We start from the raw sequence: 17,793 nt of genomic DNA, 5'->3' as shown, positions 1-17,793 counted from the left end.
CGTATGCACGACGAATCCCCCGACCCACCCGCCGGCGGACCTGCCGACCGGCGGCGGCTGTTCGCCGAGGAGGCCCGCTCCGGGCGGCCCGACCTCGCGATGCTGTGCCTGCTCCTAGGCGCGGAGGCGGACCCCTCCGTGGACGAGGCGGCTCTGGACGCGGCCCAGATCGAACTGGACCGCCTCGCCGGCCTGCTCCCCTTCGGTCTGACCCGCCCCCGCGAGTGGGCATCCGCCCTGGCCGACCTCCTCGGCGGCCGCTGCGACTTCAGAGGCACCCCCGGCGACTACCAGCGCCTTGAGTCCTCCCTGCTCCACGAGGTCCTGCGGCGCCGCCGGGGCCTGCCGATCCTCCTTTCGGTGGTCTGGATCGAGGTGGCACGCCGCGCGGGAGCGCCGGTGTACGGAGTCGCCCTGCCGGGCCACTTCGTGGTCGGCTTCGGCGACCCCCACGAGCAGGTCCTCGTGGACCCCTTCGCGGGCGGCCGCCTGCTGACGGGCCCGGACGCGGAACTGCTGGTCGCGGGTGCCACGGGCGCGCCGCTGGACCCGTCGATGCTGAGCCCGGCGGATCCGCTCGACGTGGTGGTGCGCATCCTGAACAACATCCGCGCCTGGGCGGCGACCCGCCCGGAACAGTCGGACGTCGCTCTGTGGGCGGTCGACTTGTCCCTGCTGCTGCCCTCCCACCCGGCGCGCCTGCGCTACGAACGGGCCCAACTGCTCGTACAGCGCGGGGAGTTCGCGATGGGGGCGGCGGAGCTGGACGCGTACGCGGATGTGGTGGCGGCGGTGGACCAGACCGCGGCGGACGCGATCAAGGGGCGGGCGCGGGCGGCGCGGGCGATGCTGAACTGAGTCCCGGTGTCACACTCGCGCGCCGAAACACGACTCTCAGGGGTATCAGAGGGTGGCGCAGCAGGAGGGACCCCCTGGACCCCATGAACCGCACAGGCACGTCGGACGATGCGACGCAGGTCAGGCGTCCCGAAGACGGCGGCCGCGCTGGGGGCTCCGCAGATAGCCCCGCCCTGAGGCCCGCTACCCGGTCGCTTCCGCCGTACGGCGAGCCCGCCTGCGATGCCACCATTTCAGGGTGGCATCACTCGCCAGCGCGGCGTAGGTCTCGCCGGCGCGCCCGTCAGGGAGCTCGGCCAGCAGGTCTGCGGCCAGCAGCCGGCAGGAGCTGCGCCAGGTGCTGTCCTGCGCGAAGGCGATCAGCATGTCGGCGCCGCTCTCGTCACCGAAGGCCGTCAGCATCCGGGTGGCGTTCGTCCGGGCTGCGGTGTCGGTGGCGTGGCGGTCGATGTCGGCGAGCCACGCGGCGGCCTCGGCGCGCTGCCGATACCCCACGTCGGCGTTGCGGGCCAGGCGCATGAGCAGCTCCGCGCCGCGTTCGTCGCCGAGTTCGGCCAGGAAGCCGGCGGCCCTGAGACGCTGCTTGTCCGTCAGGCCGGTGTCGCGGGCCAGGGCCGACCTCGCCCGCGGCCTGCGGGATCTCCTGACGCTGCGCATGGTCTTGCGCGACACCGCCCCCGAGCAGCGTGCCGAGCTGCTGAGGGCGCACCGCACATGGCGTACCGATCGCACCCGCCGCTCCGGGGCCTGACCCGAGCTGAGGGTGGAGTCGACCGATGCGGTCCGGCTGATGTCCTCGCCTCGCCCGCGATGCAAACGGCATTTGCAGAGTTCAATGCCATGACCACGGCCGCCGTTGGGGTCCGGGACCGGCGGGATTCCCCCGGGAAGGGGGCCGCTACTCGGACAGGGCGTTCGTCGCCTCGGCGAGAGTGTCCAGGATCGGCTGCCCGTACTTCGCCAGCTTGTTCTCGCCGACCCCGTTCACCGTGCCGAGTTCCGCCAGGGTCGATGGGGAGGTGACCGCGATCTCGCGGAGCGTCGCGTCGTGGAAGACGACGTACGCGGGCACGCCCTGCTCTTTCGCGGTGGCGGCCCGCCAAGCGCGCAGCGCCTCGAAGACGGGCATTGCCTCTTCGGGCAGGTCGACGGGGGCTCGCTTCTTGGACGCCTTCTCCGTCCGCGCCGCCGCTTTCTTCTCGGGCTCGCGCCGCAGCGAGACGGCACGCCGCCCGCCCAGCACCTCACCACTCGTCTCGGTGAGTACGAGCGTCCCGTAGTCGCCCTCGACGGCGATGAGCCCTTGCGCCAGCAACTGCCGTACGACACCACGCCATTCGGCCTCGCGCAGCTCCGTACCGATACCGAAGACACTCAGCGCATCGTGGTCGAACTGGATGACCTTGGCCGTCTTCCGGCCCAGCAGGATGTCCGTGACCTGGCCCGCGCCGAACTTCTGGCCGCGTTCGCGCTTGAGCCGGACGACGGTCGACAGGAACTTCTGGGCGGCGACGGTGCCGTCCCAGGACTCCGGGGGCGTCAGGCACGTATCGCAGTTGCCGCACGGGCTGCTCTCCTCCCCGAAGTAGGCGAGGAGCTGCACGCGCCGGCATTCGGCCGTCTCGCACAGCGCGAGCATCGCGTCGACGTGCGCGGAAAGCCGTCGCCGATGTGCTTCGTCCCCCTCCGAGCCCTCAATCATCTTCCGCTGCTGCACAACGTCCTGCAGCCCGTACGCCAGCCAGGCCGTGGACGGCAGCCCGTCGCGCCCGGCCCGCCCGGTCTCCTGGTAGTACCCCTCCACGGACTTGGGCAGGTCGAGATGGCAGACGAAGCGCACATCGGGCTTGTCGATCCCCATGCCGAAGGCGATGGTCGCCACCATCACCAGCCCGTCCTCCCGCAGAAAGCGCGCCTGATGCCCGGCTCTCGTACGGGCATCGAGCCCAGCGTGGTACGGCAGCGCCTCGATCCCGTTCTTCACCAGGAACTCGGCGGTCTTCTCCACAGAGGCCCGGGACAGGCAGTAGACAATCCCCGCGTCGCCGCCGTGCTCGGCACGCAGGAGCGCAAGCAGCTGCCGCTTCGGGTCGTCCTTCGACACAATCCGGTACTGAATGTTCGGCCGGTCGAAGCTGGCCACGAAGTGCCGGGCATCCTGCAGCTTCAGCCGGGACGCGATCTCGGCATGGGTGGCCTCGGTGGCGGTAGCGGTCAGCGCGATCCGCGGCACATCGGGCCAGCGCTCGTGCAGCGCGGACAGAGCAAGGTAGTCGGGCCGGAAGTCGTGCCCCCACTGGGCCACACAGTGCGCCTCGTCGATGGCGAACAGCGAGATGGTGCCGCGCTCCAACAACCGCACTGTCGACTCGACGCGCAGCCGCTCCGGCGCGAGATAGAGCAGATCCAGCTCCCCGGCCAGAAACTCGGCCTCCACGAGCCGCCGCTCGTCGAAATCCTGCGTGGAGTTGAGAAACCCCGCCCGCACCCCGAGCGCCCTCAGCGCATCAACCTGGTCCTGCATGAGCGCGATGAGCGGCGAAACGACAACACCCACGCCCTTCCGCACGAGCGCGGGGATCTGGTAGCAGAGCGACTTGCCGCCACCGGTCGGCATGAGCACGAGCGCGTCACCACCTGCGACGACATGCTCGATGATCTCCTGCTGACTCCCCCGGAAGGAGCCATAACCGAAGACGCGATGCAGCACCCGCAGCGCGTCACTCGCCTCGGGCAGGGTATCGAGGTCCGTAGCGCTCATCCGGCGATTCTATGAGGATCACGGGCCGAGGTCCGGCCGATGGGCAGACCCGTGGCCAACCGCAGAAACCGGGCGACAGTCGGACATGATACGACGACATGCGGCCTGCGGTCCGGGGCGGTCTGCTGGCGAAGGGGCGCCGAGCAGAGCCGAACAGAAGTGAGGGTTTCCGATGGCTGTTGTGCTGTCACTGCGCTGGTCCGGTGTCACGCCCGAGCAGTACGACACGGTGCGCACCGCGGTGCGCTGGGAGGAACAGGCGCCGGACGGCGCCGTCCTGCATGTGGCCTGGTTCGAGCCCGGCATTCTGCGCGTGATCGACGTGTGGAACTCACAAGACGACTTCGAGCGCTTCTTCGCGGAGCGGCTCGCCCCCGCGGTTGTGGAAACCGGCATCACCGGTGAGCCCGAGCCCCGGTTCTTCCCCCTTCACCGGCGCTTCGTGGCCCCGGCGTGAGCGGCGCCGCCTGACGCCTGCCCGGCGGACGGCCGTACCGCGAACGTGCGGGCGGGCGCGCAGGCCGCACGGGATGTGGCAGAGCCCCCGCTCGAGACCGGGCAGGGGCTCTGATTCAGCGACGACGCGGCCGCTAGCTCGGGTTGAGCTCGATCGTGGCGGTGCGTTCGGCCGGCGTCTTGCCGCGCAGGGCCGTCCCCATCGCCTGGGCCACGTCGTCCTCGGAGAGCTGGTGCTTCTTGCCGTCGCCCTTGGTGATCAGGACGCCCTCGAACACGCCGTCCAGCAGCTCGGCGATCGCCTTCTTGTCGTAGACCTCGACCAGCCTGCCGTCGATCGCCTTCATCGAAAGGATCTTCGGCAGCGACTTGGCCGGGCCGAACTGGATCTGCTTGCCGCCTGCCTTGATCGTGACAAGGTCGGACATCGCGGGCTCCGCGAACTCCTTCATCGCCCGGTCGAGCTCGGTCTGGCTGACAGTCGGCTCGCGGGTGGCGACGGGCAGTTCGACGATGTTCGGCCGACCGGTCTCGACCTGGGCGCGGTAGGCGTCCTTGACCGAGATCATGGAGCGGCCGACGTCCAGTGCCTGGCCCGCCTTGCCCGGTATGGCGACGGCCTTGCCGGGCTCGAACCTGATCGTGCCCTCGGTGGCCGATCCCGAGACGCCCGCGAGGTCGGTGAGCGCGACGCCCAGCTTCTCCTCGTCGACCAGGATCACCGGTTCGGAGACGCGCTCGGCACCGAAGAGGGAGCCGATCACCGAGACGGGGTTGTAGTCGCTGCCCGCGGCCTTGCGGACGGTCTCCTGGCTGTCCAGGGAGAGTCCGGCCTTGTCCGGGGCGAGCTGCTCCTTCTTGCCGCCGACCGTGAGCTGAAGGGGCTTGGCGGCGCGCTTGCCGAGGGCGGCGTCGAGCTTGCCGACCGCGTCCTCCTTGGTGCCGCCGCCGATGTCGACGCCGAGAACCGTTGTGCTCTTCGGTACGTCGGAGTGGTTCATCAGCAGTCCCGCGCCGTACGCGATGCCGAGCAGGCCGACCACTCCGGCGCCGGCGAGCACCAGCTTGGAGCGGCCCTTCTTTGCGGGCGCGGGGCGGGGCGCGGGCGTGGGGGCGGGGGCGGGGGCGGGCCTGGCCGCGGCGGGGCGCGGGGCCGGCACCACGGGGCCGCCGGGGCCACCGCCCGGGCCGCCAGGGAACTCCGGTGCGGAGAAGTCGCCCTCGTCCTGCGGGCCGGGGAACTGCAAGAGGGGGTTCGGTCCGGTGCCGGGGCCGTGCTGCGGAGCGCCGAGCGGCGGGAAGGGCGAAGGCGCGCGGTGCTCCGGGGGTACGACGGGGATGCCGCTGGTGAGCGTGTCACCGGAGACATGGCCGGCGGTGGGATCGGGCGCCGGACCAGCGGGCTTCTGCGGGGTCAGCACGGCGGTGTCGTCGGACATCCGGGGCACGCCGGAACCGGGCCCCTGACCAGGAACACCGGGAGCACCGGGACCGCCGATGCCCGGAGCCGCGGGACCCTGTCCGGGACCGGCGGGTCCGCCGGGGCCGTGCCCAGGCGCACCGGGACCACCCGGACCGCCCTGGGCGGCCGGACGCGGGCGGATCGGCATGCTGCCGGTCGACGGGCCCGCCGTCGGCCCGGCGGGCGGCCGTGCACCCAGCGGAGGCGTTTCGTTCCCGGGAGCGAATCCGTTCGTACCGGATGCCGGGCTGTCTGCGTTCGCCGCCAGGTCGCTCAGCGAGCTACCGGAGCGGGGCGCACCGGGTCCGCCCTGAGCAGGGCCGGACTGCGGACTGTCCGAGAAGTACGGATGACCGGCCCCGGGAGCGCCGCCGTTCGCGGCCCCCTGACCCGGACCCGAAGCCGGCGCCGGTGCGGAAGGACCGGCAGGCGCGGCCGAAGCCGACAGACCCGCCCCATTCGTGCCGGAATTCGTGCCGGACGACTTGCGCGGCGCGAACCAGTCGCTCGTCGGCGGCTTCTCCTCCGCCTGCGGCTCCGCCGCCGCGGCGTCCTGCGCAACGTCCGGCCGCGGAGTGCTGCCCGTACGCTCGCTGTCCCGTCCGCCCGAAGACCCGCCCAGGGTGCCGCCCGACGAAGCCGCGGAGGCGTCCGCCTCACTCATCGGCGTACGCATGACGACCGGCGGGATCGGCCGCGAACCCGGGATGTTGATCCGGATGCGGGTGGTCAGCGTGGTCTCGGTCCTGGGCTCGTCCGGCTGCGGCTCGGGAGCCGCGCCGTCCTCGTCCGGAGCGTCCTGCGTGGGATGCAGCGACGGATACTGGCGGGATCCGTACGGCGGTGTTCCCGAGGGGTACGCGGCTCCACCGCGCCCCTGGGGGCCGGAGGACGAACTGTCAGTTTCACGACTCAAAGCAGGTTCTCCCGGTTGGCTTCGCCGCCCGTTTCTTACTGGATAGCTACTGCTGCGGGCGGCTCGGCGGCGCGCACCACCATACTGGCCGCCGAAGACAGACGCCCCGGGACTGTGGGAAGCGACATTCCGCCGACCGTACGGGCATGGTCAGTTCAGTGGCTTCCCACCCCTAGGGGCGACCCACCATAGGGCCCGCCCCATCTGCTGCCTACCAGCGGGTCCCACAGCCCCCTACTTGCCAAGTCGGCCGGGCCCGCCGCCCGGTTGCGCAGGCCGCGACATGGTGGCGCACATCACAGCCACCGCCATCCCGCCAAGCATGTAGACCAGCGGCCCGATCCCGGCGGAGAACGCCCCGTCGCCCTCGGGGCGTCCGATGCTCAGCAGCACGATCGCCACCAGCCAGCCGACGGCGGGCGCGACGACCCCGAGCTGCGTCTCGGTCGCCCGCAGGGAGCCGTAGAACAGCCCCACCGCGGCGAGCAGCGCGAGCACCAACCCGCCCGGGAACCAGGCGCCTTGGACCAGGGAGCCCGCGATGCCGACGAGCGCGCCGAGCACGGCGAGACCGAGGTAGGCGGCGATCCTGCCGGGCTTCGGCGACTGGGTGAGCCAGGAGCCGGGTACGTCGTGTCCGCTCATGCCGCAACTCCTGAAATCCCGCAACTCCCGCTCATGGTGCAACTCCTGTGAAGAGGTCGTGCTCACGCTCTCCGGGCGGCGCGCCCGGCTCGCCCCGCACCAACTGGTAGTACTCCGTCGCGAAGATCGGCTGCCCCAGATAGTTCGAAAGTGCGAAGAAGGGGCCGTCCACGGCGATTTGGGTGTCATGGGCGCGCATCGCCGCCGTCTTCCGCTGCGCGTACGCAGTGCCGTCGATCTCCGTGGTGATCTCGGAGTCGTCCACGACGCCCGGAATGTCGTCGATCTCGGCGATGCCCGGGAAGTTCACTCCGCCCGCGGCGCGCAGCCGGGCGAAGCCCTCCTCGGCCACCGAGTGCGGCACCCGGTTCCAGTAGATCTTGGCGATGGTGTGCGGGTCGCCCAGGTCGCGCCGGAAGGCGCGCTCCGCGGCCAGCTCGGCGGCGCGCATCGCGATCCGGTGGGCCTGGATGTGGTCGGGATGTCCGTAGCCGCCGTCCGGGTCGTACGTGACGAGCACCTGGGGACGTACGGAACGGATGATCTCGACGAGGTACGGGGCGGCGGCGTCCACGTCGGTGTTCCAGAACGCACCCGCGCGGCGGTTCTGCGGGACGCCCATCATCCCGGAGTCCCGGAACCGGCCCGGGCCGCCGAGGAAGCGGTGATCGGTGACGCCCAGCTCCTTCATCGCGGCGGCCAGTTCTCCGGCGCGATGGGGCCCGAGACGGTCCTCCCGGTCGGACGCGAGGTGGGCGAGATCCGGCGGAATGACCTCGCCCTCCTCCCCGAGGGTGCAGGTCACCAGCGTGACCTGGGCGCCGGCGGCCGCGTACAGGGCCATCGTCGCGCCGTTGTTGATCGACTCGTCGTCCGGGTGCGCGTGCACCAGGAGCAGACGACGGGCGGGAAGATCCTTCATGCGGACAGCCTACGAGGCCGGACCCGCCGCGCTAGAACTTGATGCCCCCGATCATCCCGGCCACATTGGTGGTCAGTTCGGTGATGGTGGGGGCGATGGACGAGCTTGCGAGATAGAACCCGAGCAACACGCAGACCGCCGCATGCCCACCTTTCAGCCCGGACTTCCGGACCAGCAGGAAGACGACGATCGCCAGCAGCACCACCGCCGAAATCGAGAGTGCCACGGCGGTTCACCTCCACAGATATTCGGTCGGGACGGGCAGGTTGCATGTGCCAGGGGGGTCATACCCACCTTGCGCTACGGATCATAACTATCCGTACGAACGCATCGATCGGTGCACGGCAGCACACGGGGGCGCACGAACGCTAGGTTCGGTCGCATGACCACGAGGCTGCAGCTCTCCTTCCCGCGTCAGTACGCCAGGACCCAGCGCTTCACTCTCGGCGCCCCGCGCGCCTTCACGGTGTCGCCGGACGGATCCCGGGTGGTGTTCCTCAGGTCGGCCTCGGGGACCGACCGGGCGGGCCGGCTCTGGGTGCTCGATCTCGACGGCGACGCACGCCGGCCGCAGGAGCGGCTGGCCGCGGATCCGGACGCGCTGCTGGGCGGGGCGGAGGAGAAGCTGTCCGCGCAGGAGCGGGCCCGGCGGGAACGCAGCCGTGAGGGGTCTGCGGGCATCGTCGGCTATGCGGTGGACCAGGCGGTCGAGTTGGCGGCGTTCACGCTCTCAGGGCGGCTGTACGCCGCGGAGCTGCGGGCCGGGACCGCGCGCGAACTGCCCGTGCCCGGCCCGGTGATCGACCCGCGGCCGTCCCCAGACGGCCGGCACATCGCGTATGTGGCGCGGGGCGCGCTTCGGGTGGCCGGTGCGGAGGGCGAGCAGGACCGGGCGCTGGCCGAGCCGGAGGACGAGCACACCACGTACGGACTCGCGGAGTTCATCGCGGCCGAGGAGATGGACCGCTCGCGCGGCTTCTGGTGGTCGCCCGAGTCGGACCGGCTGCTGGTCGCCCGGGTCGACGAGCGGGAGGTGCGGCGCTGGTGGATCTCCGATCCCGCGCATCCGGACCGGGAGCCGGAGCAGGTCGCCTATCCGTCGGCCGGGACGCCCAACGCGGAGGTCCGGCTGTATCTGGTCACGCTGGACGGGGAGCGTACGGAAGTGGGCTGGGACCGGTCCCGGTATCCGTATCTGGCCCGGGTGCACTGGTCGGCGGCGGGCGCCCCGCTGCTGCTCGTACAGGCTCGTGACCAGCGCACGCAGCTATATCTGGCGGTTGATCCGGAGACGGGCGTGACCCGGACGGTGCATGTCGACGAGGATCCGGTGTGGCTTGATCTGTTCCCCGGGGTGCCGGCCTGGGCGCCGGACGGGCGACTTGTGCGGATCGCGGACGAGGGCGGCGCGCGGGTGCTCGCGGTGGGCGACCGGGCGCTGACCGGGGCCCAGTTGCAGCTGCGGGCGGTGCTGGACATCGGCGAGAACGATGTGCTGGTGTCCGCGGCGGCGGGCGAGGAGGCCACTGATCCGGAGGTCGGCGAGATCCATGTGTACCGGGTCAACGAGCTGGGGATCGAGCGCATCTCGGAGGGCCCCGGGGTGCACTCGGCCGTACGCTCCGGCCCGGTGACGGTGCTTGCCTCGTCGCGTACGGAGGTGAGCGGCGCGTCCGTGCAGGTGCTGCGGGAAGGCAAGCCGGTCGCGACCGTCGCCTCGTACGCGGAGCAGCCGGTGCTGACTGCCCGGGTGCGGCTCTGCGAGGCGGGAAGGCTGCGGATTCCGTGCGGCGTGCTGCTTCCCGAGGGCTACCAGGAGTCGGACGGTCCGCTGCCGGTGCTGATGGATCCCTATGGGGGCCCGCACGGCCAGCGTGTCTTCGCCGCGCAGAATCCATACCTCACCTCGCAGTGGTTCGCCGACCAGGGTTTCGCGGTGATCGTGGCGGACGGCCGGGGCGCGCCCGGCCGCTCCCCCGGCTGGGAGAAGGCGATCAAGGACAACTTCCCGCTCACCCTCGACGACCAGATCGAGGCGCTGCACGCACTGGCGGGAGCGTTCCCGCTGGACCTCGACCGGGTGGCGATCCGCGGCTGGTCGTACGGCGGTTATCTGGCGGCGATGGCGGTGCTGCGCCGCCCGGACGTGTTCCATGCGGCGGTCGCGGGCGCGCCGGTGTCGGATCTCCGGCTGTACGACACGCATTACACGGAGCGCTATCTGGGCGATCCGGCTGGGCGGCCCGAGGTGTACGCGGCCAACTCGCTTGTCACGGAGGACGGGTTGACGACGCCGGAGAATCCGGCCAGGCCGCTGATGATCATCCATGGTCTGGCGGACGACAATGTGGTGATGGCACATACGTTGCGGCTCTCGTCGGCGCTGCTGGCGGCGGGGCGAGCGCATGAGGTGCTGCCGCTGAGTGGGGTGACGCATATGACGCCGCAGGAGCAGATCGCGGAGAATCTGCTGCTGCTTCAGGTGGACTTCTTGAAGCGGTCGTTGGCGAGGCGGTAGCGGGGGTGCGGGGGGGTGACCGGGTCCGCCCGGCCGGGGCTCCGTCCCGGACCCCGCGCCTCAAACTCCCCCAGACTTCGTCCGGGGGGACCCCCACGGGGCTGGATTTGCCCGGGCGGCCGCTAGTTTCGGCCGGACCGGCGGAAATCAAGCCCGTAGGGGGAGTACCGGGGTCTGGGGGCTTGCCCCCAGGTCGGGAAGTGGGGGTCCCCCCACGCCCGCCAGGGCGTAGGGGGAGGGTAGGGGAAAAGCAGCCCCGTCACCAACCCGGCGGCGGCGACGTCGGCGGCGGCGGCCCCCCGCCGCTCTGCGGATAGCCATAGCCGGCCCGCGGCTGCTGCCACACCGGCGCACCCCCCGACACCTCGTCCCTCTCGCCCCGCCGGGCCAGCGCCATCATCAGCACCACCCCCGCCGCCAGCTCGAACAGCCAGGACAGGACCAGCAGTTGATCGCGGATCGGCAGATCGCCGAGCCGGGAGACGAGTTCGTTCCGGACCGCGATGTCGACGCCCCGCCCGCCCGTACCCAGCAGGAACACCGCCACCACCAACCCCAGCGGCCGTGAGAAGACCGCGTGGAAGAGCGCGCCGAACGCTGCCACCAGTGCGAGCACGACGATCACCGCGACCAGCCAGCCGGGCGGGGTACCGAGCAGCGGCAGCAGGACCGTCTCGCTGCCGGTGAACCGGTCGAGATAGCGCGAGCCGCCGATCTCCGTCGCCGTGTAGACCTCCCAGGCCGCCAGGATCCCTGCCGACGCGCCCAGCAGCAGAAAGGCGAGCACGGACACGCCCTGGGTGGGCCGGGTCGGCGTCAACTCATGGGCGGGGTGGGCGTCGTGCGTGACGTACGGGTCGTAGCCGCCGGGCGCACGGCGGCCCGCGGCGGCCGTGATCATCAGCCCGAGGCCGAGCCCGAGGGCCGCGAAGGCGCAGTACAGCGCCCGGGTGCGCAGTTCGTCGGTGGCCCGCAGGCCCATCCAGGAGGTGCTGAGGACCCACAGGCCAGGCAGCCGCAGGGCGAGGGTGATCACTCCGACGGCCACCAGCGCGGCGGCCGCGACGGCCGAGCGCAGGGCAGCGACGACCACGGTGACGTACACCGCCAAGAGCAGCAGGTCCTCCAGGGACGTCGTCAGCGGGTCCGAGGCCCCTGCGCTGCCGTTCCCGGTCCAGTACCGCCAGAGATCGAGCGGGTCGTCCACGGTGGTGAGATCCCGGCCGATCCAGCCGCCCACGATGAGAGCAAGCGCGGCGCACAGCACCGCTCCAGTGATCCGAGCCCCCCGGGTAAGAGTCACAGGTGCGATGTTGCATCGCTGTGCACCGTTGAACAAGGGCCCCTGCACCGGGTGGGCGACCGGCCGGGGCCACATGGCGAGCCCCAGCCGGTCTACGGCACCCGCACGGCCGTACGCTGTCCAGCGTGGCGCGTTCGTATATCGGAGTTGCGACGGTCAAGTTGCCTGCGTGTTAACGAAATTGATGGTTATTTGTTTGATTTTGCATGCCCCGATGCGGGCTGCGTGATGAATCCAGGGTCATGAACGGCGGGGGCGCGGAGAGAGACATCACTCCGCCTCGGGTTCCGACGGGACCACGCGTTTCTCCTCCGCGAAGTGGCACGCCGACGGATGCTGCGCGGGCCCTTCCTGCAGCCGGAACTCCGCCGGCACCGCCAGCAGCGGCACCTCCAGTTCGCAGCGCTCCTGCGCCTTCCAGCACCGCGTGCGGAACCGGCATCCCGACGGGATGTTCGCGGGCGACGGGACATCACCGCGCAGGATGATCCGTTCGCGGCGTTCACGGGCCTCCGGGTCCGGCACCGGGACCGCCGACAGCAGTGCCTGGGTGTACGGATGCGTCGGGTGGTCGTAGATCTCCTCGTCCTTGCCGATCTCCACGATCCGGCCCAGGTACATCACGCCGACCCGGTCGGAGATGTGCCGCACGATCGACAGGTCGTGTGCGATGAACACATAGCTCAGGCTGAACTCGCTCTGCAGCTTGTCCAGCAGATTGATCACCTGCGCCTGGACAGAGACGTCGAGCGCCGAAACCGGCTCGTCGCAGATGATGATCTCCGGCCGGAGGGCGAGCCCGCGCGCGATGCCGATGCGCTGCCGCTGGCCTCCGCTGAACTGGTGCGGATAGCGGTTGATGTACTCCGGGTTGAGCCCCACCACATCCAGCAGGTCCTGGACCTTCTTCCGGCGCGAGCCCTTCGGTGCCACCTCCGGGTGGATCTCGTACGGCTCACCGATGATGTCGCCGACCGTCATCCGTGGGTTCAAGGACGTATACGGGTCCTGGAACACAATCTGGATGTTCCGGCGCACGGCTTTGAGCGCACGCCCCGACAGCTTGGTGATGTCGTCGCCCTTGTACCGGATCACCCCGGCCGTCGGCCGCTCCAGATGGACCAGCAGCTTGGCGAGGGTGGACTTGCCACAGCCCGACTCCCCCACGATGCCGAGCGTCTCGCCCGCCGCCAGGTCGAGGTCGACGCCGTCGACCGCCTTCACCAAGCCGACCTGCTTCTTGAAGAGAATGCCCCGGGTGAGCGGATAGTGCTTGTACAGGTCGCGCACTTCCAAAATCGCCTCAGCCTGCCCGGCCTGCTCAGCCATTGAGCGCCTCCTGCCAGAAGTGGCACGCGCTCCTGCGGTCCTGCGACACCTCGTACAGCGGCGGCACGTCGGTCCGGCACACGTCCCGAGCCAGCGGGCAGCGCGGGTTGAAGGCGCAGCCGGGCGGGATGTTCATCAGGTTCGGCGGCAGGCCCTTGATCGCGTACAGCTCCTGGCCCTTCTGGTCCAGGCGCGGGATCGATTCGAGCAGCCCCTTGGTGTACGGATGCGCCGGGGCCTTGTAGATGTCGTGAACCGGGGCCGTCTCGACGATCCGCCCCGCGTACATCACCGCGATCCTGTCCGCGACGTCGGCGACCACACCGAGGTCGTGGGTGATCAGGATCAGCCCCATGTTCAGCTCGCTCCGGAGCTTGGCCAGCAGATCCATCACCTGGGCCTGGACGGTGACGTCCAGCGCGGTCGTCGGCTCGTCCGCGATGATCAGCGAGGGCTCCAGGGCGAGCGCCATGGCGATCATGATGCGCTGGCGCATACCGCCGCTGAACTGGTGCGGATACTGCCCCACCCGCTCCTTCGCCGCCGGGATGCCCACCCGCTCCATCAGCTCGACGGCCTTGGCGCGCGCGTCCTTCCGCGACATCTTGCGGTGGACGACAAACATCTCGCCGAGCTGGTCGCCCACGCTCAGCACCGGGTTCAGGGACGAGAGCGCGTCCTGGAAGATCATGGCCATCCCGGCCCCACGGATCTTCCGTCGCTCGTCCTCCTTGAGCTTCAGCAGATCCTGCCCCCGGAAGAGCACCTCGCCGCCGGCGATCTTCCCCGGGGGCGTGTCCAGGATGCCCATGACCGCCTGCGCCGTGACGGACTTGCCGGAGCCGGACTCGCCCAGGACGGCGAGCGTCTCGCCCTCGTCCACCGTGTAGCTGACACCGTTGACGGCCTTGGCCACCCCGTCCCTCGTAAGGAACTCCACGTGCAGATCGCGCACTTCGAGCAACATGGCGGGCTCCTCAGCGCAGCTTGGGGTCGAGGGCGTCGCGCACCGCGTCGCCGAGCATGATGAACGCGAGCACGGTGATCGCCAGCGCACCGGCCGGCCAGAGCAGCATGTGCGGGGCGTTGCGGATGTAGGGCGAGGCGGAGGAGATGTCGATGCCCCAGGACACGGTCGGTGGCTTGAGGCCGACACCGAGGAACGAGAGGGTCGCCTCCAGGGAGATATAGGTGCCGAGCGCGATGGTCGCCACGACGATCACGGGAGCGACGGCGTTGGGGGCGATGTGCCGCAGCAGCATCCGGGAGTTGGACGCGCCGAGCGCCCGCGCCGCCTGGACGTAGTCGTTCTGCTTCGCGGTGATGACCGAGCCGCGCGCGATACGGGAGAGCTGGGGCCAGCCGAGCAGCACCATGAAGCCGATGACCGGCCAGACGGTGGAGCTGGTGACGACGGACAGCAGAACCAGTCCGCCGAGGACGACCGGGATGCCGAAGAAGATGTCGGTGACGCGGGACAGGATCGCGTCCGACGCCCCGCCGAAGAAGCCCGCGAGACCGCCGAAGACGGAACCGATCAGCGCGACACCGAGGGTGGCGCAGACGCCGACCGTGACCGAGGCGCGGGCGCCGTAGACCGTGCGCGTGTACACGTCACAGCCCTGTCCGTTGAAGCCGAAGGGGTGGCCCGGCTGGGAACCCTGCTGGGCCTTGGCGAGGTCGCACTGAAGCGGGTTCTGGGTGGCGATCAGCGAGGGCCAGATGGAGATGACGACCAGAAAGAGGATGACCAGGCCGGAGACGATGAAGACCGGGTTGCGCCGCAGATCGCGCCACGCGTCGGACCACAGACTGCGGGGCCGCTCGGCGGGCCTGGTGCCCATCGGGCCGCCGGGTGCCCGTCCGCCGGAGGCGGCTGACGCATCCAGCTCCAGCGTCGTCCCCTCGCTGGTCGCGAGGTCCATCGCGCCACCCGCTCCGGTGGGAGCGATGGCTTCGCCCGGATCGTATCGCTCAGGCATACCGGATCCTCGGGTCGAGAACGGCGTACAGAAGATCGACCAGCAGATTCGCCAGCAGGAAGACGATGACGAGCACGGTCACAAAGCCGACGACGGTCTGGGTGTTCTGGCGCAGAATGCCCTGGTAGAGCTGGTAGCCGACGCCGTGGATGTTGAAGATGCGCTCGGTGACGATCGCGCCGCCCATCAGGGCGCCGATGTCGGTGCCGATGAAGGTGACCACCGGGATCAGTGAATTGCGCAGCAGATGACGGCTGATCACACGCCCTCTGGGGAGCCCTTTCGCCTTCGCGGTGCGGACGTAGTCGGAGCGGGCGTTCTCGGCGATCGAGGTCCGGGTGAGCCGGGTGACGTACGCGAGAGAGACCGAGGCGAGCACGAGTCCGGGGATGAGCAGCTCGTTTATGGGCGCTTCCGGTGAGACGGCGGGCTTGATGACGCCCCACTCGACGCCCAGCAGCAGCTGGAGGATCAGACCGGTGACGAAGGTCGGGACCGAGATGACGACCAGCGTGAGCAGCAGCACGGAGGTGTCCACGGGACGGCCGCGCCGCAGGCCCGTGATCACTCCGAGCGTGACGCCGATGACGATCTCGAAGACGATCGCGACGATCGTCAGCCGGATCGTGACCGGGAAGGCTTCGCCCATCAGCTCGGTGACCTTCTGCCCGTTGAAGGCGGTGCCGAAGTCGCCGGTGAAGACATTGCCCATGTACGTCAGGTATTGCTGCCACACCGGCTTGTCGAGGCCGAACTCCTTGCGCAGCTGGGCGGCCGTCGCCGGGTCGCACTGCCGGTCGCCGCAGAGGCCCGCGATGGGGTCGCCCATCACGTTCACCATGAGGAAGATCAGCAGTGTGGCGCCGAAGAAGACAGGGATCATCTGCAGCAGACGCCGGATCACATAACGTCCCATGAAGGGCTCCGGGGGTCGTGGGAAGGGGGACGGCCCGGCGCGTAGGGCACGCCGGGCCGGTCGCCTTCCGCCGTCAGTTGACCTTGATCTCGTTGTAGACGGGGACGCTGAAGGGGTTCAGCGAGACATTGGAGACCCGCTCCGAGTAGCCGGCACTGCCGTTCTGGTACCAGAGCGGGATGGCGGCCATCTGGTCGCGTAGGACCTCTTCGGCCTTCTGGAAGGTCTCGACGGCCTTCTTCGTGTCGGACTCGGCGTTGGCCTCGTCGACGAGTTTGTCGAACTCCGGGTTGCTCCACAGGCCGTCGTTGGACGAGGCCTTGGTGTAGTAGAGCGGCTGCAGGAAGTTCTGGATGAGCGGGTAGTCCATCTGCCAGCCGGCCCGGAAGGGGCCGGGCATCTTGTGCTGCCCGATCTGGTTGCGGAAGTCGGCGAAGGTGCCGACCGGGTTGCCGACGCACGCCGTGTCCTTGCCCAGCACATTGTTGATGCTGTTGCAGACGGCATCGACCCACTCCTTGTGCGAGCCGCTGTCCGCGTTGTACGAGAGCTTCAGCCGGCCGCCGGGGATGCCGCCGCCTTCGGTGATCAGCTTCTTCGCCTCGGTGGGGTTGTAGGTGCAGGCGTCACCGCACAGGGTCTCGCTGAAGCCGCCGTCCGCGCCGAGCACCGGCGAGGTCCAGTCCTTCGCGGGCGTACGCGTCTTCTGGAAGATCGTGTCGGTGATCTGCTCGCGGTTGATCGCCATGGACAGGCCCGTGCGGACCTTCGCGGCGCCCGGGGTGTTCCATGCCTTGTCGTAGAAGGGGAAGGCGATGGTCTGGATGATGCCGGCCGGGGTGTTGATGTACCGGTCGCCGAGGTCCGCCTGCACATTCTTCAGCTGCGAGGCCGGCACATCGTCGACGAGGTCGAGGTTCCCCGCGGTCAGGTCGGTGTAGGCGGTGTTGTTGTCCGTGTACACATTGAGGTCGACGCCGCCGTTCTGTGCCTTGTCGCTGCCCGGGTAGCCGTCCCACTTGCGCATCGAGATCTTCGAGCCCTTGGCGTACGAGTCGACCATGTACGGGCCGTTGCCGACGGGCTTGGACAGCCAGGCGGCGTGGTCGTCGAAGAACGCGCTGGGCAGCGGGGAGAAGGCGGCGTAGCCGAGGGTGTCGGGCCAGGTGGAGAACTTCTGGGAGAGCTTGACCGTGAAGGTCTTGTCGTCGACGACCTTGAGCCCGGAGAGGGTCTCGGCGGTGGGCTGGCCCTGCTCCGGGTGGACCTGCTCGTAGCCCTCGATGTAGCCGAAGAAGTACGCGTTCTTCTGGTTGTTCTTGAGGTTGGCGCCGTAGTTCCACGCGTCCACGAAGGACTTGGCGGTGACCTTCTCGCCGTTGCTGAAAGTCCAGCCGTCCTTGACCGTGACCGTGAAGGTTGTGGAATCCGTCGTGTCGATCTTCTCGGCGAGCATGTCCTTGGCCTCGCCGGTCTTCGGGTCGTACTGCTTGAGGCCACGGAAGAGCATGTCGAGGACCTTGCCGCCCTGTACCTCGTTCGTGTTCGCGGGCTCCAGCGGGTTCTGCGGGTCGCCCCACGAGGAGCTCACGATCCCGTCGGCGCCACTGCCACCGCTGTCGCCGCCGCCGCAGGCCGTGGCCACGAGGGCGACGGCCACGGCGCATGCGGCCCATCTGGCGTGCGTGGCTCCACGCATGAGGTCGCCTCCAGTGTCCCGAGTCT

15 protein-coding genes are annotated in these 17,793 nt (G+C 69.8%); 3 read left to right on the top strand and 12 right to left on the bottom strand.

Annotated elements, in window-relative coordinates; translation table 11 throughout:
* Positions 1-3: 3 nt before the first annotated feature.
* Complete coding sequence (locus ACH492_RS07145; RefSeq protein WP_398983699.1) at positions 4-858, top strand: tetratricopeptide repeat protein; 855 nt, start codon at positions 4-6, stop codon at positions 856-858.
* Positions 859-1,041: 183 nt separating this feature from the next.
* Here the strand turns inward: ACH492_RS07145 and ACH492_RS07140 are convergent, their stop codons facing one another.
* Both ACH492_RS07140 and recQ read right to left on the bottom strand, forming a co-directional pair.
* The gene (locus ACH492_RS07140) at positions 1,042-1,530 is read right to left on the bottom strand and encodes a hypothetical protein (protein ID WP_398983697.1); all 489 of its coding nucleotides are present in this window, start codon (positions 1,528-1,530) and stop codon (positions 1,042-1,044) included.
* Between the two features lie 226 nt (positions 1,531-1,756).
* Complete coding sequence (recQ, locus tag ACH492_RS07135; RefSeq protein WP_398983695.1) at positions 1,757-3,619, bottom strand: DNA helicase RecQ; 1,863 nt, start codon at positions 3,617-3,619, stop codon at positions 1,757-1,759.
* Between the two features lie 172 nt (positions 3,620-3,791).
* On the opposite strand from recQ, the gene ACH492_RS07130 reads away from it, so the two are divergent.
* The gene (locus ACH492_RS07130) at positions 3,792-4,076 is read left to right on the top strand and encodes a hypothetical protein (protein ID WP_398983693.1); all 285 of its coding nucleotides are present in this window, start codon (positions 3,792-3,794) and stop codon (positions 4,074-4,076) included.
* A 133-nt stretch (positions 4,077-4,209) separates the two neighbouring features.
* Here the strand turns inward: ACH492_RS07130 and ACH492_RS07125 are convergent, their stop codons facing one another.
* From ACH492_RS07125 to ACH492_RS07110, 4 genes are all read right to left on the bottom strand, one after another.
* Complete coding sequence (locus ACH492_RS07125; RefSeq protein ID WP_398983691.1) at positions 4,210-6,453, bottom strand: hypothetical protein; 2,244 nt, start codon at positions 6,451-6,453, stop codon at positions 4,210-4,212.
* Positions 6,454-6,687: 234 nt separating this feature from the next.
* On the bottom strand, positions 6,688-7,098 hold the full coding sequence (locus ACH492_RS07120; protein ID WP_398983689.1) for a DUF6113 family protein: 411 nt from the start codon (positions 7,096-7,098) through the stop codon (positions 6,688-6,690).
* A 31-nt stretch (positions 7,099-7,129) separates the two neighbouring features.
* Positions 7,130-8,020, bottom strand: coding sequence for an N-acetyl-1-D-myo-inositol-2-amino-2-deoxy-alpha-D-glucopyranoside deacetylase (gene mshB, locus ACH492_RS07115; RefSeq protein ID WP_398983687.1), 891 nt, complete (start codon positions 8,018-8,020; stop codon positions 7,130-7,132).
* 31 nt (positions 8,021-8,051) lie between these two features.
* Positions 8,052-8,246 carry a hypothetical protein gene (locus ACH492_RS07110; RefSeq protein ID WP_307661316.1) on the bottom strand — a complete coding sequence of 65 codons (195 nt, stop codon included), beginning with the start codon at positions 8,244-8,246 and terminating at the stop codon, positions 8,052-8,054.
* Positions 8,247-8,402: 156 nt separating this feature from the next.
* On the opposite strand from ACH492_RS07110, the gene ACH492_RS07105 reads away from it, so the two are divergent.
* Positions 8,403-10,538 (top strand): alpha/beta fold hydrolase, encoded by a 2,136-nt coding sequence (locus tag ACH492_RS07105; RefSeq protein WP_398983685.1) that lies wholly within the window; start codon positions 8,403-8,405, stop codon positions 10,536-10,538.
* Between the two features lie 259 nt (positions 10,539-10,797).
* Here the strand turns inward: ACH492_RS07105 and ACH492_RS07100 are convergent, their stop codons facing one another.
* From ACH492_RS07100 to ACH492_RS07075, 6 genes are all read right to left on the bottom strand, one after another.
* On the bottom strand, positions 10,798-11,841 hold the full coding sequence (locus ACH492_RS07100; RefSeq protein ID WP_398983683.1) for a hypothetical protein: 1,044 nt from the start codon (positions 11,839-11,841) through the stop codon (positions 10,798-10,800).
* 270 nt (positions 11,842-12,111) lie between these two features.
* Complete coding sequence (locus ACH492_RS07095; protein ID WP_398983681.1) at positions 12,112-13,170, bottom strand: ABC transporter ATP-binding protein; 1,059 nt, start codon at positions 13,168-13,170, stop codon at positions 12,112-12,114.
* The gene (locus ACH492_RS07090) at positions 13,163-14,137 is read right to left on the bottom strand and encodes an ABC transporter ATP-binding protein (RefSeq protein WP_398983679.1); all 975 of its coding nucleotides are present in this window, start codon (positions 14,135-14,137) and stop codon (positions 13,163-13,165) included. Before ACH492_RS07090 ends, ACH492_RS07095 begins: the two co-directional genes overlap by 8 nt.
* Positions 14,138-14,147: 10 nt before the next feature.
* Positions 14,148-15,152 (bottom strand): ABC transporter permease, encoded by a 1,005-nt coding sequence (locus tag ACH492_RS07085; RefSeq protein WP_398983677.1) that lies wholly within the window; start codon positions 15,150-15,152, stop codon positions 14,148-14,150.
* Positions 15,145-16,068 carry an ABC transporter permease gene (locus ACH492_RS07080; RefSeq protein WP_398983675.1) on the bottom strand — a complete coding sequence of 308 codons (924 nt, stop codon included), beginning with the start codon at positions 16,066-16,068 and terminating at the stop codon, positions 15,145-15,147. Before ACH492_RS07080 ends, ACH492_RS07085 begins: the two co-directional genes overlap by 8 nt.
* 73 nt (positions 16,069-16,141) lie before the next feature.
* The gene (locus ACH492_RS07075) at positions 16,142-17,767 is read right to left on the bottom strand and encodes an ABC transporter substrate-binding protein (RefSeq protein WP_398983673.1); all 1,626 of its coding nucleotides are present in this window, start codon (positions 17,765-17,767) and stop codon (positions 16,142-16,144) included.
* Positions 17,768-17,793: the final 26 nt, after the last annotated feature.

It is taken from the genome of Streptomyces sp. NPDC019443, from assembly GCF_044389785.1.
Taxonomy (GTDB): domain Bacteria; phylum Actinomycetota; class Actinomycetes; order Streptomycetales; family Streptomycetaceae; genus Streptomyces.
This window is presented reverse-complemented; position numbering and strand designations above follow the sequence as displayed.

Bases quoted from the DNA above. Each gene is read 5' to 3' on its own strand.
- ACH492_RS07145 (WP_398983699.1), top strand. From the start codon at position 4: ATGCACGACGAATCCCCCGACCCACCCGCCGGCGGACCTGCCGACCGG.
- recQ (WP_398983695.1), bottom strand. From the start codon at position 3,619: ATGAGCGCTACGGACCTCGATACCCTGCCCGAGGCGAGTGACGCGCTG.
- ACH492_RS07105 (WP_398983685.1), top strand. From the start codon at position 8,403: ATGACCACGAGGCTGCAGCTCTCCTTCCCGCGTCAGTACGCCAGGACC.
- ACH492_RS07075 (WP_398983673.1), bottom strand. From the start codon at position 17,767: ATGCGTGGAGCCACGCACGCCAGATGGGCCGCATGCGCCGTGGCCGTC.
- ACH492_RS07095 (WP_398983681.1), bottom strand. From the start codon at position 13,170: ATGGCTGAGCAGGCCGGGCAGGCTGAGGCGATTTTGGAAGTGCGCGAC.
- ACH492_RS07120 (WP_398983689.1), bottom strand. From the start codon at position 7,098: ATGAGCGGACACGACGTACCCGGCTCCTGGCTCACCCAGTCGCCGAAG.
- mshB (WP_398983687.1), bottom strand. From the start codon at position 8,020: ATGAAGGATCTTCCCGCCCGTCGTCTGCTCCTGGTGCACGCGCACCCG.
- ACH492_RS07080 (WP_398983675.1), bottom strand. From the start codon at position 16,068: ATGGGACGTTATGTGATCCGGCGTCTGCTGCAGATGATCCCTGTCTTC.
- ACH492_RS07090 (WP_398983679.1), bottom strand. From the start codon at position 14,137: ATGTTGCTCGAAGTGCGCGATCTGCACGTGGAGTTCCTTACGAGGGAC.
- ACH492_RS07085 (WP_398983677.1), bottom strand. From the start codon at position 15,152: ATGCCTGAGCGATACGATCCGGGCGAAGCCATCGCTCCCACCGGAGCG.
- ACH492_RS07130 (WP_398983693.1), top strand. From the start codon at position 3,792: ATGGCTGTTGTGCTGTCACTGCGCTGGTCCGGTGTCACGCCCGAGCAG.